At 68.2% G+C, this 15,072-nt stretch carries 15 protein-coding genes; 3 read left to right on the plus strand and 12 right to left on the minus strand.

The features are described from left to right. The first annotated feature begins 6 nt into the window (after nt 1-6). A complete protein-coding gene (gene fba, locus AB3X96_RS07260; protein ID WP_368589156.1) occupies nt 7-1,044 on the plus strand; it encodes a class II fructose-bisphosphate aldolase in 1,038 nt (345 codons plus the stop codon). Between the two features lie 22 nt (nt 1,045-1,066). Beyond that, nucleotides 1,067-1,774: a ribulose-phosphate 3-epimerase gene (gene rpe, locus AB3X96_RS07265; RefSeq protein ID WP_368589157.1), complete on the plus strand. Its 708-nt coding sequence runs from the start codon at nt 1,067-1,069 to the stop codon at nt 1,772-1,774. A gap of 13 nt (nt 1,775-1,787) precedes the next feature. Here rpe and AB3X96_RS07270 read toward each other — a convergent pair whose 3' ends face one another. Genes AB3X96_RS07270 through AB3X96_RS07280 form a run of 3 tightly spaced genes read right to left on the minus strand, consistent with a single transcriptional unit; the run spans nt 1,788 to nt 5,829 of the window. Continuing rightward, on the minus strand, nt 1,788-3,170 hold the full coding sequence (locus AB3X96_RS07270; RefSeq protein ID WP_368589158.1) for a DUF6513 domain-containing protein: 1,383 nt from the start codon (nt 3,168-3,170) through the stop codon (nt 1,788-1,790). Next, nucleotides 3,149-3,769 carry a flavoprotein gene (locus AB3X96_RS07275; RefSeq protein ID WP_368589159.1) on the minus strand — a complete coding sequence of 207 codons (621 nt, stop codon included), beginning with the start codon at nt 3,767-3,769 and terminating at the stop codon, nt 3,149-3,151. Before AB3X96_RS07275 ends, AB3X96_RS07270 begins: the two co-directional genes overlap by 22 nt. Beyond that, nucleotides 3,766-5,829 (minus strand): sigma-54-dependent Fis family transcriptional regulator, encoded by a 2,064-nt coding sequence (locus AB3X96_RS07280; protein WP_368589160.1) that lies wholly within the window; start codon nt 5,827-5,829, stop codon nt 3,766-3,768. Before AB3X96_RS07280 ends, AB3X96_RS07275 begins: the two co-directional genes overlap by 4 nt. A gap of 365 nt (nt 5,830-6,194) precedes the next feature. Here AB3X96_RS07280 and AB3X96_RS07285 point away from each other — a divergent pair, with 365 nt between their 5' ends. Further along, nucleotides 6,195-6,701, plus strand: coding sequence for a dihydroneopterin aldolase (locus AB3X96_RS07285; RefSeq protein WP_368589161.1), 507 nt, complete (start codon nt 6,195-6,197; stop codon nt 6,699-6,701). Between the two features lie 47 nt (nt 6,702-6,748). On the opposite strand, the gene AB3X96_RS07290 is transcribed toward AB3X96_RS07285, so the two are convergent. The 9 genes from AB3X96_RS07290 to AB3X96_RS07330 form a co-directional block, all read right to left on the minus strand. After that, nucleotides 6,749-7,126 (minus strand): hypothetical protein, encoded by a 378-nt coding sequence (locus AB3X96_RS07290; RefSeq protein WP_176107507.1) that lies wholly within the window; start codon nt 7,124-7,126, stop codon nt 6,749-6,751. 137 nt (nt 7,127-7,263) lie between these two features. After that, entirely contained in the window at nt 7,264-7,773 is a 510-nt protein-coding gene (gene fae, locus AB3X96_RS07295) for a formaldehyde-activating enzyme (RefSeq protein ID WP_176107508.1), read from the minus strand. Between the two features lie 185 nt (nt 7,774-7,958). Then, on the minus strand, nt 7,959-8,861 hold the full coding sequence (locus AB3X96_RS07300) for a triphosphoribosyl-dephospho-CoA synthase (protein ID WP_368589162.1): 903 nt from the start codon (nt 8,859-8,861) through the stop codon (nt 7,959-7,961). Between the two features lie 5 nt (nt 8,862-8,866). Beyond that, the gene (locus tag AB3X96_RS07305; RefSeq protein ID WP_368589163.1) at nt 8,867-9,865 is read right to left on the minus strand and encodes a RimK family alpha-L-glutamate ligase; all 999 of its coding nucleotides are present in this window, start codon (nt 9,863-9,865) and stop codon (nt 8,867-8,869) included. After that, nucleotides 9,862-10,902, minus strand: coding sequence for a methenyltetrahydromethanopterin cyclohydrolase (gene mch / locus AB3X96_RS07310; protein ID WP_368589164.1), 1,041 nt, complete (start codon nt 10,900-10,902; stop codon nt 9,862-9,864). Before mch ends, AB3X96_RS07305 begins: the two co-directional genes overlap by 4 nt. Next, entirely contained in the window at nt 10,865-12,088 is a 1,224-nt protein-coding gene (locus AB3X96_RS07315; protein ID WP_368589165.1) for an ATP-grasp domain-containing protein, read from the minus strand. Before AB3X96_RS07315 ends, mch begins: the two co-directional genes overlap by 38 nt. A gap of 11 nt (nt 12,089-12,099) precedes the next feature. Further along, entirely contained in the window at nt 12,100-13,026 is a 927-nt protein-coding gene (locus AB3X96_RS07320; protein WP_176120579.1) for an NAD(P)-dependent methylenetetrahydromethanopterin dehydrogenase, read from the minus strand. Between the two features lie 114 nt (nt 13,027-13,140). Beyond that, nucleotides 13,141-14,166: a beta-ribofuranosylaminobenzene 5'-phosphate synthase family protein gene (locus AB3X96_RS07325; protein ID WP_368589166.1), complete on the minus strand. Its 1,026-nt coding sequence runs from the start codon at nt 14,164-14,166 to the stop codon at nt 13,141-13,143. 283 nt (nt 14,167-14,449) lie between these two features. Beyond that, nucleotides 14,450-14,848, minus strand: a complete 399-nt coding sequence (locus AB3X96_RS07330) for a 4a-hydroxytetrahydrobiopterin dehydratase (protein WP_176107517.1) — start codon at nt 14,846-14,848, stop codon at nt 14,450-14,452. Between the last annotated feature and the right edge of the window lie 224 nt (nt 14,849-15,072).

A 15,072-nucleotide genomic window follows, 5' to 3' on the forward strand; every position in this document is an offset into this window, starting at 1 on the left:
CACGCAATGGCCTTCATCACCCTGCGGCAACTGCTGGATCACGCGGCCGAACACGACTACGGCGTGCCCGCGTTCAACGTCAACAACATGGAGCAGATTCACGCGATCATGCGCGCGGCCGAGGCGACCGATAGCCCGGTGATCCTGCAGGCGTCGGCCGGCGCCCGCAAGTACGCGGGCGAGCAGTATCTGCGCCATCTGGTGCTCGCGGCGCTCGAGGCGCACCCGGACATTCCGCTCGTGCTGCATCAGGACCACGGCGCGAGCCCGGCGGTGTGCCAGCAGGCGATCCGCTCGGGCTTCACGTCGGTGATGATGGACGGCTCGCTATTGCCCGACCAGAAAACGCCGGCCGCGTATGACTACAACGTCGAGGTGAGCCGCCGCGTGGTGGACGCCGCGCATGCGGTCGGCGTGTCGGTGGAGGGTGAGTTGGGCTGTCTCGGCTCGCTCGAAACGGGCACCGCGGGTGAAGAGGACGGCGTCGGCGCAGAAGGCAAGCTGACGCGCGAGCACCTGCTGACCGACCCCGACGAAGCGCGGCGCTTCGTCGATGCGACCGGTGTCGATGCACTGGCAATCGCGATCGGTACTTCGCACGGCGCGTACAAGTTCAGCCGCGAGCCGACCGGCGACATCCTCGCGATCGACCGGATCGCCTCCATTCATTCGCGGATTCCGGACACGCATCTGGTGATGCACGGTTCGTCGTCGGTGCCGCAGGAATGGCTCGCGGTGATCCGCGAGTACGGCGGCGAGATTCCGACCACCTACGGCGTGCCCGTCGACGGAATCCGCCGCGGCATCGCGCACGGCGTGCGCAAGGTCAATATCGACACCGACATCCGTCTCGCGATGAGCGGCGCGATGCGCAAGTCGCTCGCCAATGCGCGCTCGGAATTCGATCCGCGCGCGGCCCTGAAGGCGGCCACCGCCGCGGCTAGCGCGATCTGCATCGAGCGTTTCGAAGCGTTCGGTTGCGCGGGGCAGGCGGCGCGCATCAAGCCGCTGCCGCTCGACACGATGGCGAGCCGCTATCACTGACGCCACTGGCACGGAGAACGCAATGCGCGAATTCCTGATTGCTCCGTCGCTGCTGTCGGCGGATTTTGCCCGCCTCGCCGACGAGATTCGCGACGTGACGGCGGCCGGCGCTGACTGGATTCATCTGGACGTGATGGACAACCACTATGTGCCGAACCTGACCGTAGGGCCGCTCGTGTGCTCGGCGATCCGGCCGTACACGTCGCTGCCTTTCGACGTGCATCTGATGACCACGCCGGTCGATCCGCTGGTGTCGGCGTTTGCCGAGGCCGGCGCGAACCTGATCAGCTTTCATCCGGAGGCGACGCTGCACGTGCATCGGACCATCGAACTGATCCGCTCGCACGGTGCGCGCGCCGGGCTCGCGCTGAATCCGGCGACGCCGCTCACGGTGCTCGATCATGTGCTGGAGATGCTCGACGTCGTGCTGGTGATGTCGGTGAATCCGGGCTTCGGCGGCCAGGCGTTCATTGCCGAAACGCTCGACAAGCTGCGGCTGCTGCGCGAGCGCGTCGATACGACGATGCAGCGCACCGGCCGGCCGTTGCTGATCGAAGTGGACGGCGGCGTGAAGGCGTCGAACATCGCGCGTGTCGCCACGGCGGGCGCCGATGTGTTCGTCGCGGGATCGGCCGTGTTCGGCGCGAGCGATCGCGCGCAGGCGATTCGCGGCATGCACGGCGAACTGGCTACCGTCGACGAACCCGCGAGCGTAGCGGCCATGCAGTGACGGCGCGGCGGGTTCAGCGCTTTTTCATCGTCTCGCCCGGCCCGCACCAGACGTTGAGATCTTCTTCCGGCCGGTCGATCGCGCAGCCCCAGTCGAGCGGCTGGTCCTGATCGAAGCGCTTGCCGAGCCGCCACGCGATTTCCGCGCGTGCGAGCTGCACGCCCATATAGAACGCGTGGCCGCCGTCTGTTTCGAGGTTCAGCTGCGGGTACAGCGCGAACGGATCGTCGCCGCGTCGATGGCCGTCGCGGTTGTACACGTGAATGCCCTCGGCGCTGATCTGCACGCGGAAATTCGGATCGCGCACGGCGCGCGCGAATTCGTCGATTTCTTCGGCGCTGTACGGAAACGGCCGTTTCGCGTGGACCGTCGCGAGTTCGCTGCTGATGCCCTTCGGCAGCACTTGCGCATCGCGCGCGGCATGCATCACGCGGCGCGCGACATCGGCTTCGCGCAGCGCGCGCCGCGCATGCAGGCTCACCGAAGTCGTCAGCACCGCGCCAACGCGCAATTCCGCCGCCATGCCGAGCAGCACGGCGTTGATGCCGCTCGTGTCGGCCTCGGTCAACTCGGTCACGTTGCCGATGCCCATCATGATCGCGATGTCGGGATAGCGTTCGCGCAGGCTCACATAGCGCGCAATCGACGCGGCCAGCCCGAACGGAATCGGATCGAGAATCGGATCGGCGAGAAACGCGCGGCCGCGCGCGGACAGAGCTTCAATCGCGGCGTCGAGCGAGGCGGAATCAGCGGGTTCGCGCGCGACGAGGATCGGCGTCGACGGCACTTCGTCGGCGATCCACAGCGTATCGACGTTCAGGCTCATCAGATAGTCGGCGCCCGCGCGGCCGCCGCGAAGCAGTTCGTCGTTGCGCATCGAATCGACGCTGACGCGATAGCCTTCGGCCTTCAGGCGCCGCACCGCGTCTTCGAGATGCGGAAACGGCGTGTCCGGCAGACAGCCGATGTCGATCACGTCCGCGCCCTGGGCCGCATACTCGCGCGCCCTTGCCGCGATGCCGTCGAGGTCGAGCCGCGGCGCATCGACGATCTCCGCGAAAATCTCCGTGTCATACCGGCTCAGGTCGAAAGGTTTCGCCTTGTGGCCGAAAAACTGCGGCAAGTCCTTGACCTCCTCGGGACCGCGTTCGAACGGCACGCCGTAGTGCGCGCTCAGCGTGTCGAGATCGCCGCGGCAACGGCCCGGCACGATCACGCGCTGCGCGGCGAGCGGCGCGGGCAAGCGGCGCTGGATCAGATCGGCGGTCATCAACGCGGCGACCTGCAGGCCGATTTCGCGCACCTCCCAACTGAACGGCGCCGGCGCCATGCCGTCGAGCACGCGCCGCAGGCTCGGTTCGGCAAGCCGGCCGGTCAGGAAGAGGATGTGGTCCATGCGAGATCGAGGGTCGCGAGGCGTTGGGCGAGTGCCGCTTCGAGTTCGTCGAGCGAGCGCGCGAGCGTCGTGTATTCGAAGCGTGCGAGACGCTCGACGTTGTCGAGCTCGATCGCCCTTGGCCGCAGTTCGACCCATTCGTCCGGGCTATGCGTGATCACGCTCGGTTCGGTGTCGCATGCAAAGACGATGCCGGGGATGCATTGCTTGCCGGCCTGCGCGTACATGTTGGTCGGCAGCGTATCGGAGATGCCGTAAGCGCATTTGGCGACCGTGTTGCTGGTGGCCGGCGCGATCACGACCGTGTGATAGACGCCGTGATACAGCATGCCGACCGGCACGCCGCTCGCGCTGTTGTCGCGCAGCACGCGGAACTGTTCGCGCAGCTTGTCGAGCGGCCAGCCGTACAGCGGCAGCACTTCCTCGGCCGCCGCGGACAGGAACAGATCGACGCGCGGCAAGCGCCGCGCGAGCGCGATCGATTCTTCGAGCATGTGACCGGAGCCGGTCACGCACCACGCGAAGCGCGCATCCGGCTTGAAGTCGGTGAGATCGCGGGCGGCCTTGGGCGCTGACTCGTTGGTGGACGACTGGGTCATGCGTCGAGATCGAGCGGCATGCCGTCCGGCGACGAGCCTTCGTGCGACAGCCGGATATGCAGCCGGCGCATCTTGCGGTACAGCGTGTTGCGGCTGATGCCGAGCGCCTTCGCGACGTTGCTGACGTTCCAGCGATGCTCGTCGAGCAGCGACAGCACCGTCTCGCGCTCGTTCAGCTGGATCGCGTTCAGCGAAGAAATGTCCGCTTCGTCGGCGAGTTGCCCGTCCATGTCCGCGTTTGCGAGGCGCAGCGCGGTCGGCAGATCGACTGCCGACGTGCGCTGCGTGACCTCGGGCGGCAGATGCTCGCAGCCGATCGGCTCGCCGTCGGACAGCGCAATGGCCATCTGCAACACGTGACGCAGCTGACGGATGTTGCCGGGCCACGCGTACGTGAGCAGCGCGTGTTCGGCTTCCGGCGTCAGATCGGGCGGATCGTCGGTTTCGTTGGCGAGCAGATGATTGATCAGCGGCAGCTTGTCGACGCGCTCGCGCAGCGCCGGCAGATTCAGCTCGACGCCCTTGAGCCGGTAGTACAGGTCCTCGCGGAACTGGCCGCTCTCCACGAGTTCCATCAGATTGCGGTGGCTCGCGCTGATCAGCTGGAAATTGACCTTGACGGTGGTCTCGGCGCCGAGCGGCGTGACCTCGTGTTCCTCGATCACGCGCAGCAGCCGAGCCTGCAGCACGAGCGGCATGTCGCCGATCTCGTCGAGGAACAGCGTGCCGCCGTTGGCCTGCACGATCTTGCCGCGCCGACCTTCACGCTGCGCGCCGGTAAATGCACCGGCGCGATAGCCGAACAGCTCGCTCTCGATCAGGTTCTCCGGCAGCGACGCGCAGTTCACCGGCACGAACGGACCGTCGGCGTGCGGGCTGATGCTGTGCAGCGCCTGCGCGAAGACTTCCTTGCCGGTGCCGGTCTGGCCGCGCAGCACGATCGGAATCTTGCGCTGGATCACGCGCGCGGCCAGCTGGATCTGGGAGGCCATGCGCGGGTCGCCGAATTCGAGGTGCGCAATCTCTTCGAGCTTCGGCACCGGCGCGTGCTTGTCGTGCTTCTCGTGTTTTTCCGGGGCGCTGCTGCGGATCGCGGAGTCGGTGACGATCACGCGCGTCACGCGCCCGGTGCCGTTCTGCGGCGTCTGCGCGACGAGGAAAAAGCGGTTCGTCGCATTCGCGCTGTAGACGGTGACCGGATGGAACGAGCCGCGAATGCTGCGCGCGATCATGTCTTCGAGCGACGCGTTGAACGCTTCCTCGATGCGCCGGCCGCGCAGCTCGGCGAGCGAGCGGAAGCCGAGCTGGAACAGCGCGCTGCGGTTCGCGGCGAGCACCGTGCTGTCGTCGCCGACCGCGAGCTTGCCGCCGTGCAGCGTGCCGACGAATTCCGGGCGGCTGTGGAAATGGATCATGTTGGCGTGCCGGTAGCGCGCATCGAGCAGACGGTTTTCGATCATCTGCCGCGACATGCCGACCAGTACCAGCGAGTGCTGCTGCAGCAGCTTCGAGCGGCTGGTGACGTCGAGCACGCCGGCGATTTCGCCGCCGTCGTCGAAGATCGGCGCGGCCGAGCACGTGAGCGACGTATAGCGCGGATAGAAATGCTCGTGCTGACAGACGGCGATGCAGTCGCGCTCCGCGAGACAGGTGCCCATGCCGTTGGTGCCGGCTTCGCGTTCGCTCCACAGCGCGCCGACGCGAAAGCCGTCGGCGGCGACCGCCTCGGCGAACGGCACGGACGACACCTGATGCACGATCACGCCGCCCGAATCGACGAGCACGACCGCGAGCTCGGGGTCGGCGAGCTGCTGATAGAGCGTCGTCATCTCGAGTTTCGAACACGCGATCAGATCGCCGAGCGCCTCACGGCGCGCGCTGAGTTCGTATTCGGTGAGCACCGGCGGCGGCACGAAACGCGCGGGGTCCAGCTGGAATTCGTTGATGCAGCGCGTCCACGACTGAGCCACGGGTCCGCTTGTCGGGCGCGTGGTCAACTGATGGTTGACCACGTTCAGAACTTCCCGGACGTGCGTACTGCTGTCAGCGAGCAACGACATGGGATTCGTCTCCGTTGCGTCATTTCGCAAGCGTGACTGCTTCGCACGCTGCGAATGCCGCTTTATCAAGCCTGTCTGCCCTTGGTGCGGCGGGTTCTGGGTCCGCCTGCTCCCTCGCGACCGGCCCTGCTACGAGGCGGGTATTTAAAACTGTACGCCCGATGCAAGATCGGTTCAACAGAAAGTGACTGTGGGTTTACCTCACCGTGCCCGGAATTTGCTTTTCTCGATGCGCGATGCGTTAAACGTTTTGCAGGTTGCATGCCTGTCGCAGCTTCGACACAGAGTGTGCCGCGCGTCGCTCAGTTCTATCGTTCTACTGTTGCATCTGTTCAATCTTGGGCCGCGCCGCGGCGGAGACCATCATGGATCGTATCGATACTGTTCGCCTTGCCGCATTTTCCAGCCTCGGCGCCAATTCCGGCTCGCAAGCCGGCGCGTTGCCCGAGCGCCTCGACATCGTCTTCATCGAGAACTTCATCGGCCAGACGGTCATCGGTATCGACAGCAGCGAGTTGCATGTTGCGCAACCGGTGCGCGTGAATCTGGCGATCGGCGTGCCCGCGATCCGCGCGTGCGCGACGGACCGGATCGAAGATACGGTCAACTATGCGGCCGTGCGTGAGGCACTGCTCGAGCTATTCGCGTCGCATCGCGTGCGACTCCTGGAGGCGCTCGCCGAGACGATCGCGCAACTGTTGATTGCCGACTTCGGCGCGCACTGGGTGCGGGTGTCGCTCGCGAAGCCGGCCAAGTTCGCCGACCTCGCGGCCGTCGGCGTGCAGATCGAGCGGCGTCGCGGCGATGGCCCGGCGGCCGCCGTGGGTCTCGCGTGTTACGCGTCGCTGGGCGCGGGGCTGGTGCCCAATTGACGGGGAGAGCGGGGCGCGCCGGACGCCCGGCGCGCCTCGAACCGTCGTCATTTCGCCACGGTCGACGTTTTCTGCGGACCGAGTCCGCACGCCTGATACGCGCTCGTTTGCAGCGCGCGGAATTTCCTGGTTTGAGCCTTGGCGTGATCGACGCGGAATTCCGCGCCGCCTTCGCCGCCGAGCGTCGCGTACTTCGAGAAGGTCGACTGGTCGACGAATTCGTCGTACGGCAACGACGCGGCCATCTTGTCGATCACGCACGAGCACTTGTAGACGTTCGCGAAATCGTGGCCGTTATCGTCCATGCAGCTGAGCACGTATTCGACGCGGCCCTCGGTCGGATAGTTGTAGCCGCCCGCCCACGCGAGCGGCGCGGCGAGCATGAGCGAGGAAAATGCGAGAAGCGCGCGACATCTATTAGTCATTGAATGCCTCTGCGAGAGCATAGAACCCGCTTCGCGAACCGCTGCGCGAGGGCCATGCCTTGCGGCCGCGAGGCGACGGGATGCGCGAGGAGGCGGGGCCGCGACCGGCGCCGCGTCTCCTGCGCCGCCATGCACCGTCAGTTCGGCGCGAACGGATGCGCGACAGTGCCCTTCTTCGATACTACTTCAGCCGCGCTCGGCTCGCCGCTGACCGCGCGCTTGATGGCCTCGCGCGTCGCCTGATAGTTGAACTGCTGGATCTTCTTGTCGTCCTCCGCCTGCCAGTGGATGAAGACGCCGACGCAGAGGAACAGATCGTCGGCTTCTTCCTGCGGGATCGTGCCGTCCTCGACGCTGTCGGCCACTGCTAGCGCGACCGCGTGCTGCGCTGGGCCGAACATCTGCACGGCCTGCTTGGCGCCTTTGATCGTCACCTTGTTGAACAGGATCGTATTGGGCTTCGTGATGAGATTCGGCGCGACGACGGCGAGCAGCGACGTGAAACCGTCCTTGTTGTTGGTGAGCGCGTTGCAGAACGCGGTTTCCGCAGCCGAACCTCGCGGTCCGATCAGCAAGTCGATATGCGCGACCTCGTTGCCGTCGCCGACTAGCGACTCCCCGATCATGACGCGGTTGATCTTGGCCATTCTGTTCCTCCAATGAGTAGGTATGGACCTGCTGACGAGGCGCCGCCCGCGATCGTGTCCAGATCAGCATCGCGAGAGCGGTGCGGGATTGCACGGCGGTACTAACTAACAGGTTCCGTGCCAGTTGTGGCACCCGGCATGCTGACGCGCCTGTTCGGGGCGTGTTCAGTGCAGACGATTCAGGGTTAACCGCGCCCTTCGACGCAGCGCGCAACGAACAGCGTGGCCACCGCGAGGTCCGCGCTGGTGCCGGGATTGATCGCGCGGGCCTTCAATTCGGCATCCCAGGCATCGAGTTGCGGATCGCTTGCCGAGCGGTGCGCGGCGGGTCGCGTTTGGCGCCAGCGCGCGTGCTGTTCGCGTGCCACGAGCGTGACACTCTGCGCCAGCGCGAGGCCGTGCTTGCGCACAATGTGAGAGTCGGGCCAGCCGGCGAGGAACGCGAGAAACACGTTGAGCATCGCGATTTCGCCTGGATCGACGGGCGCGGGTCCGGACGCTGGCGTCGAGGCTTCGAAGCAGGCGGTGAGGCCGGTGTCGAACAGGTCCGCGAAACCGTTCGCGTACTGCCGCGCGATGCTGTCGCGCTCGCTGGCGAGCCGCATCGCGTCGCGCAGGCCGATCGTCGGCGCTGCGTGGACCGATTGCTCGGGCGCGTCGCCGAGGCCGCCGGGATTGGCGAGCGCGATCGCGCGATAGGCGAGCCGCGCATCTTCGACGTCGAGCCGGCTCAGCACGTCGCCGACGGCCGCGCGCCACGCTGGCGCCGTCAGCGGCGGTTCGCCGGTTTCGTCGAGAGCCGCGGCGAGCGGCGCGATCAGCAGCACGATGCCGAGATTCGTATTGCAGCCGACGGCCGCGCGCGTCCGTGTGACCGCGTCGAGAATGCGCTGCCCGACGCGGGCGCCGCGCGCGAACAGCGCGTCGAGCGATGCGTCCGCGCTGGCGAGGAACTGCGCCGCGTTCATGCCGTGGCCGGGGCTCTGGGTGCTGACGTTGCCGGGTTTCGGCGTGATGACGTCGAGCCTGCAGGCCGCGAGGAAGGCTGCGCGCGCATGCTCGACGGAGATTGCAGGAGGGATGGGCATGACGCTCAAGCCCGGCGCTGCGGAGACTGCACGGGCACCCCGGCGCTAGCGGCTTGCTCGGCTTGCTCGTTCGCGCGGCGCTGCGCGGCGAGCTTGCGATCGAGCAGATCGTCGACCAGCGCCGCGGCGACATCGAGCGGCACGACCGACTGCAAACCGCGCCACGCGGCCACGCCGTTGACTTCGAGCACGAGCGGCAGCGCGGCGTCGTCGGGATTCGGGATCAGGTCCACGCCCGCGTAGTCGAGCCCGAGCGCGGCGGCGGCGCGCACGGCACTCTGCGCGAGCGGGACAGTCAGCTCCGCGGCCTCGCAGCGCGCGCCTTGCGCGACGTTGTGAATCCAGCCCTTGCCGCCGCTGCGCCGCATCGCCGCGACCGCCTTGCCGCCGATCACGAGCACGCGCCAGTCGAAACCGGGCCGGGCGCCGGCAACGAAGCGCTGCAGATAAGCGACCTGCCGATAACGCGCGAGCGACGGCAGCGGCGCGAGCAGCCCGCCACGCGCGCCGAGCCGTTTGAGCCCGTGGCCTTGCGAGCCGAACAGCGGCTTGAGCACGACCTGGCGGCCGGCGGCCGCTTCGCGCATCAGGACGCGTTGCGCGAACGCGGCGGACTCGCCGGCCCAGGTGGCCGGTGTCGGCACGCCCGCGCGATGCAGCAGGAAGCTCGTCATCGATTTGTCGACGCTGCGCTCGATCGCGCGAGCGTCGTTGTAGACCGGCACGCCCGATTCACGCAGCGCGTGCAGGATGCCCAGGCGCAGCGTCACCTGCTCGAAGGTGCCGCCGGCGATGCCGCGCACGAACACCGCATCCGGCAGCGTGCGGCCGAAGCCCGGGATCACGAGGCCGTGCGGCAGCCACGTGGTGTCGATGCGGCAATCCGCGAGATCGACGCAACGCGCTTCGGCGCCGCGCGCGCGGAACGCCTTTTTCAGCCGGCCGGTGTGCCAGCCGGTTTCGTCGCTCATGATCGCGATGCGCAGGCCCGCTGTGATCATCATCGCGCGACGGACTCGCCGCCCCACTGTTGACGCAGCAGGCCGCCGTCGAGTCGGCCGCCATGATAGGTCGCGCCGCTTTCGAGGCTGCTGACCCACACCTCGGCGGGGGCGAACAGTGCGGGGTCGATCTGATAGAAGTCGAAGTTGACGGCCGTGAAGACGTCCGCGAACGGCCGGCCGTAGTCGCGCGAATTGGCGGAGGGCAGCGTGTCGGCGAGACGTCGCGCGATCTCGTCGTGCCGGACCGTCAGATGCACGCGGCCGCCGTACAGGATCGCGTCGTTGGTGCGGCCCATCGCCTGAATGCCGTCGGGCGCGGGCGGCGGCAGCGGCGCCGAGCCCGTCCCGGCGACGATCTCGTCGAGCGGCACGCCGAGCACGTGCACCTTGTGCAGCGCCACTTCGACGACGCGGGCCACGACCTGTACCGTTCCCGCCACAGAGTGTGTCGGCGTGACGATCAGCGTCAGGTGGTCGGGCGCGAGGCCGCAGTCGTGCAGCACCTTGTCGATCACGACCTGCGGCGGCAGACGGTCCACTTCGAGCACCAGCGCGCCGCGTTCGTGGTGGTCGCGATAGCCGAGTTCGTCGAATAGCGGTTCCTTGACCGCGAGCGCGCGCGCGGGCCCTGAGCCGAGCGAAAAGAACTTTTTGCCGCCGGTCTGCTCCTTGGTCGCCGCGAGGCTCCAGCCCGCGTACTGGCTGCCGAGACAGGCGAGCACCGGCGACGAGGTGCTGACTTCGAGCATCGTCGGCCACAGCGGTGCGGCGTCGAAGTTCGCGCGTACCGCGACGCGGCCGAGCCCGCCCATGCAGATGCGCGCGATCAGCACGCCGGCGTCGAGACTGCCGCGGGCGTCGACGCCGGCGTCGGCGATCACGGTGCCTTCGGCCGTGCGCGTGAGCGCGACGCCGAGGTGCGCCGCCTGGTCGAGGAGCCGGGCGACGAGGCGCTCTGAAAGCGCGTTCACGCTCGGTTGCGCGGCGGGCGCGGAAGCATCAGTTGTGGGCGTGGAGGCAGGCATGGTCGGGTTCATCGCAGGTTTCGATTCGTTGGACGACGCGTTCGTGCTGCGCATCGAGCGCGGTGCGCACCGCGTCCGTCGACGCCGCTCGCACGAGCAGCGTGCAGACCGGCTGCCCGGCGTCGATGCGGGTGCCCGGCATCGGCACGTCGCGGCATTGCGGATCGCGCAGGCAGGCGTCGGAGAACGCCGCGGAGACGTTGAGCGGCCGCTGCGCGAACAGCACCCGCTGGCCGGCGCGCCAGCGCGGCGCGCGGGCGAGCGCGAGGCTCGCGGCCGACGGCGCGCGGCCGTGGCGGCACGCTTCGAGGTGGCAGGCGAGCAGGCCGGCTGGCCACGCATCGGGCGACGCGGTTTCGTAGAGCGCCATCGTCGACGAAGGGCGCGGGTTGATTTCGAGCACGTCGAACGAGGTGCCGTCCGACAGAAAATCGCAGCTGTTGATGCCGACGAGGCCGGTGCTTGCGCATAGCGCGTCGAGCGCTTGCTGCACCAGCGCAACGAAGGCTGGCGGCAAGTCGATCGGCCCGATCGAGCCCGCATGCACGAAGCGCAGATCGCCGATCGCGCAGGTGAGTTGCTCGGCGAAACCGATCAGATGCGCGCGGCCGTGCGCGCCGATGAACAGCGTCGACAGCGAGCGGCCCTGGCCAAGGCGCTGGAAGTAACCGTGCGCGGAGGCGCTCGTCGAGTCGAACGAGTCGGCGGGCTGGATATGCGTGCCGCCACAGCCATCCGCCTGCTTGAACAGCCAGCCCTCGGCTGTCGCCGGCCGCTCGAACGACACAGCCGGATGCCCGATGCGCAACGCGTCGAGCAGCGCGAAGAAACGCCGCGGCTCGCGTACGGCCGCGATCGCCTCGGCATCGTTGCCGAGAAAGCGCGGCAAGCCGGGCTCACGGCACAAGTCAGGCATCAAAGGTTCGAGCCCGCTGCCGCCGATCCAGCCAAGCAATCCTGGCAACCGCGCGACGCGCGCAAGCGCATCGACGAGCCGCGCCCGGTCGATCCCGAGCGCGCCATCACCGCCGCCGATGTCGAACCACAGTTCGGCGGCCTCGCGCGTGTCGCAGTCGCCGAAGATATCGAGCGCGGCGACATGCAGGCCGGCGCGCGCCGCGGACTGCGCGAGCAGGCGCGCGGACTGCCCGACGACCGCGACGATGGGCGCATGCATGAGCGGCCGGTGCGGCTTCATGACGGGCGCTCTCAGCCGAGACCGGCCGCGACCGCGCGGGCCTCGTCGTAGGCTTCCGGGAAGCCCAGGTAGACCGGCTTGCCGCCCGTGCGCATGCGCATGAACAGGCGATGCTCGACCTGATACTTGACGTTGCCGATCGCCAGCGCGCCGATGCCGACCGCGCCCGCGTTCGGCACGCCGTCGATCGGCTTGCCATCGTTCATCACGTTCACGCCGGCGATGCCTTCGGGCGGCACCGCGTTGACGTCGGCGGCGACGAGCAGGCGTTTTGCATGCGCGAGGTCGTCGCGGCCGACCACCTGCACGCCCGCGACAGCAGTGGCAATCGCGATTTCCGCTTCGGCGAGGGCGCCGCGCAGCTCGTCGGACGTCGTGGTGCCGATGCCGTTGGTGACGATGCCGAAGCGCTCGTTCAGTTCGGCCGACGCGGCGAGCGCGCGACTGCGGTCGGTGTGGCTCGCGATCGTCACGTCGGCGCCTCGCGACGCGGCGATCGCCGCCGCGATGCGCCCGACCGCGCCGGCTCCGCCGAGAATCAGCACGCGCTTGCCGCCGAGTTCCACGCCGTGCTGCTTGCCCAGATGCCGCTCGACCAGCGCGACGAGCGCGGCCGCGGTCGTGTACGAACCGCTCGGATCGGCGAACACGGAGACCTCGAACGGCGGGACCATCGCGCGGCGCGCGGTGTCGAGCATGGCGACGGCCTGCATCACGTCGCGTCCGCCGATGAAGATGCCGGTGCGCGACACCCCCTTCGGGCCGCGCGAGAAGATCGCGTCCTGCGTGAGGTTCGCGACCATGCCGGCTTCGACGTTGCAATACGGCACGATGACCTGGTAGCCGGCGTCGGCGGCCATATTGACGTCGAACGGACTCATCTGCGGCGTGGCCGTGAACATGTGCAGGATGTAAGGCCTTTCAATGGTTTCTGACATGGCAGGGGCTCGTTGTAGTGGCAGTCTCGTGAAGGCGCGGGGCAACGCCGCGCCGCGCGTGGCAGCGCGTCAGGTGAGCAGCGGCCTGAGCGGCGACCTGAGCGGGGCCGCGCATCATGCGGCGTCGATGTGCGGCGCGCGCACCTCGGCGCCGCTGATCGCCGCGCCGCTATTGCGGCCCGCGACGACGCTGCATTCGATATGCGGCAGCGCGCTCGCGACGGCGCGCGCGGTTGCGAGCGCGCGCTCGGCCTCGCGCGCGTTCGCGAGCACCGCGAAGCCCGTCGGGCCCCACGAGGTCTGGCCGATGCCGGCGGGGCGCTCGGCGGCGACCGCGCGCAGCACGCGCTCGACGTCGGGACTCGCGAACACGCCGCCTTGCGCGCTCGCGAAGTATTCGCCGATGGTCTGCTGCAGTTCGGTGAGGCCGTGCGCGAACGGCGCGAAGTTATGTTCGGCAGCGCCGGGCAAGATCTGCATCAGCACCAGATGGCACAAATGCGCGGCGAGCCGCTGCGGAAACGGTGCGAGCGATGCGAGCGCGCTGCGTTCCTCGGCGCCGTGCAAGCCCTCGCGGCTGTTGTCGCTGACGAGCAGCACGCGCCACGGCTGCGGAAACGGCTGGCGCGACAGCAACGGCGGCATGCTCTGGCGCAGATCGCCGGGCGGGCCGCCATCGAGCAGCAGGCCGCCGCACTCGAAGCCGAGTATGCCGATGCCCGAGCGCGCGCCGCGTCCGAGCAGACTGGCGAGCTCGGCGCTCGTCGCCGGCTGGCCGACGAGGCGCGTGAACGCGGTGCCCACGGCGAGCGCCAGTTGCGTGCCGGAGCCGAGGCCGGTATGGGCACGCGGCGCCTCCAGCACGTCGATCGCGAGGGTCGCCGGCCCGTAGGCAGCCTGCAGCCGCGCGAGACTCAGCGCGATCCGCGCGCGCTCGGCCTCGCTCGCCACCCCGCCGATCTGCTCGCGTTCGGCGAGCCGCGCCTGGATCCGCGTGCCGTGCGTATCGATGACGAGCCCCAGGCTGCCGAACGCGCGCCCGAGCGACGCGTTCGGATCGAGAAAGCCCAGATGCAACCGGGCGGGCGCATCGATCGTGATGGGCGCGCGTGGCGGCAGGCGGCGGAGCTGAAGCGGCATCTCGAGTGTCCTCAGGTGTCCTTGCGGGTGCGCGAAACCGGGTTCGGCCTCGGGGTGTGCGCAACGCGTCGCATCGCGTCGCGGGTTCCAGCGACAGTGCGCCCGGCGACCTCAAGCGAAAGCCGTACCAGGCGCGCGCAACGGCCGCCGCAGCGGATCCGGTCCACTGGAACCTCTGAACGGGCGCGCCGCGCGCCACCCGGTTTCGCCGCTGCATGGACGCTGTGTGACGCCGAAGGCGCACTGTGTCACGCGCTGTTTCATCCGGCGGCAGGCGCGCGCGTCAACTGCCTTGCGCGGTTTTCGGCGCGTCGTACTTGATATAGCGGAAGCGCTGATCGTCGGACGGCGTGCCTTCTAACGGGCCCTCCTCGTGGCCGGGCTGCCAGTGGACCACCGATTCGATCTTCGTCGCGAGCGCGAAGTCCTTGTCGGTGATGCCCTTGGCGGTGTGCGTTTTGAGCTTCACGATCACGAACGCATACGAGACCGTCAGATCGGGGTGATGCCACGCGGCTTCCGCGAGGTGCCCAACGGCGTTGACCACCATCAGCGTTCCCTTCCAGCCCTCGGTGCGGTATTTGCGCCGCAGCCAGCCATCTTCCAGATACCAGTGCTGCAGCGGACCGACGAGGCGTTGCTGGATCTCTTCGTCGGTATAGACATGCTCGGTGTTTGCCATGGCGGTTAGCTCCTCGAATGCGCGAATCGTTCGCCGAACGAAGCTTCGTTGCAGTGACAGGCCCGTGCTGCGGCGCATGATTCGCAAAGGACACGATTCGTATCACGCAAGTGACACAGTATGTGCCGCATCGCGTGACGCAACCCCTTCAGCTTACCGCCGTGCAAGCATCGGCGTGCAACGCCCGAGTGCCGCGATAGGTCGCGCGTGCCGGGTCGGCGGGC

Source organism: Paraburkholderia sp. BR13439, assembly GCF_040948805.1.
Taxonomy (GTDB): Bacteria; Pseudomonadota; Gammaproteobacteria; order Burkholderiales; family Burkholderiaceae; genus Paraburkholderia; species Paraburkholderia youngii.

What these genes read in the sequence shown, in the direction of transcription:
- fba (WP_368589156.1), top strand. Translation starts at nt 7, where the DNA reads ATGGCCTTCATCACCCTGCGGCAACTGCTGGATCACGCGGCCGAACAC.
- rpe (WP_368589157.1), top strand. Translation starts at nt 1,067, where the DNA reads ATGCGCGAATTCCTGATTGCTCCGTCGCTGCTGTCGGCGGATTTTGCC.
- AB3X96_RS07270 (WP_368589158.1), bottom strand. Translation starts at nt 3,170, where the DNA reads ATGGACCACATCCTCTTCCTGACCGGCCGGCTTGCCGAACCGAGCCTG.
- AB3X96_RS07275 (WP_368589159.1), bottom strand. Translation starts at nt 3,769, where the DNA reads ATGACCCAGTCGTCCACCAACGAGTCAGCGCCCAAGGCCGCCCGCGAT.
- AB3X96_RS07280 (WP_368589160.1), bottom strand. Translation starts at nt 5,829, where the DNA reads ATGTCGTTGCTCGCTGACAGCAGTACGCACGTCCGGGAAGTTCTGAAC.
- AB3X96_RS07285 (WP_368589161.1), top strand. Translation starts at nt 6,195, where the DNA reads ATGGATCGTATCGATACTGTTCGCCTTGCCGCATTTTCCAGCCTCGGC.
- AB3X96_RS07290 (WP_176107507.1), bottom strand. Translation starts at nt 7,126, where the DNA reads ATGACTAATAGATGTCGCGCGCTTCTCGCATTTTCCTCGCTCATGCTC.
- fae (WP_176107508.1), bottom strand. Translation starts at nt 7,773, where the DNA reads ATGGCCAAGATCAACCGCGTCATGATCGGGGAGTCGCTAGTCGGCGAC.
- AB3X96_RS07300 (WP_368589162.1), bottom strand. Translation starts at nt 8,861, where the DNA reads ATGCCCATCCCTCCTGCAATCTCCGTCGAGCATGCGCGCGCAGCCTTC.
- AB3X96_RS07305 (WP_368589163.1), bottom strand. Translation starts at nt 9,865, where the DNA reads ATGATGATCACAGCGGGCCTGCGCATCGCGATCATGAGCGACGAAACC.
- mch (WP_368589164.1), bottom strand. Translation starts at nt 10,902, where the DNA reads ATGAACCCGACCATGCCTGCCTCCACGCCCACAACTGATGCTTCCGCG.
- AB3X96_RS07315 (WP_368589165.1), bottom strand. Translation starts at nt 12,088, where the DNA reads ATGAAGCCGCACCGGCCGCTCATGCATGCGCCCATCGTCGCGGTCGTC.
- AB3X96_RS07320 (WP_176120579.1), bottom strand. Translation starts at nt 13,026, where the DNA reads ATGTCAGAAACCATTGAAAGGCCTTACATCCTGCACATGTTCACGGCC.
- AB3X96_RS07325 (WP_368589166.1), bottom strand. Translation starts at nt 14,166, where the DNA reads ATGCCGCTTCAGCTCCGCCGCCTGCCGCCACGCGCGCCCATCACGATC.
- AB3X96_RS07330 (WP_176107517.1), bottom strand. Translation starts at nt 14,848, where the DNA reads ATGGCAAACACCGAGCATGTCTATACCGACGAAGAGATCCAGCAACGC.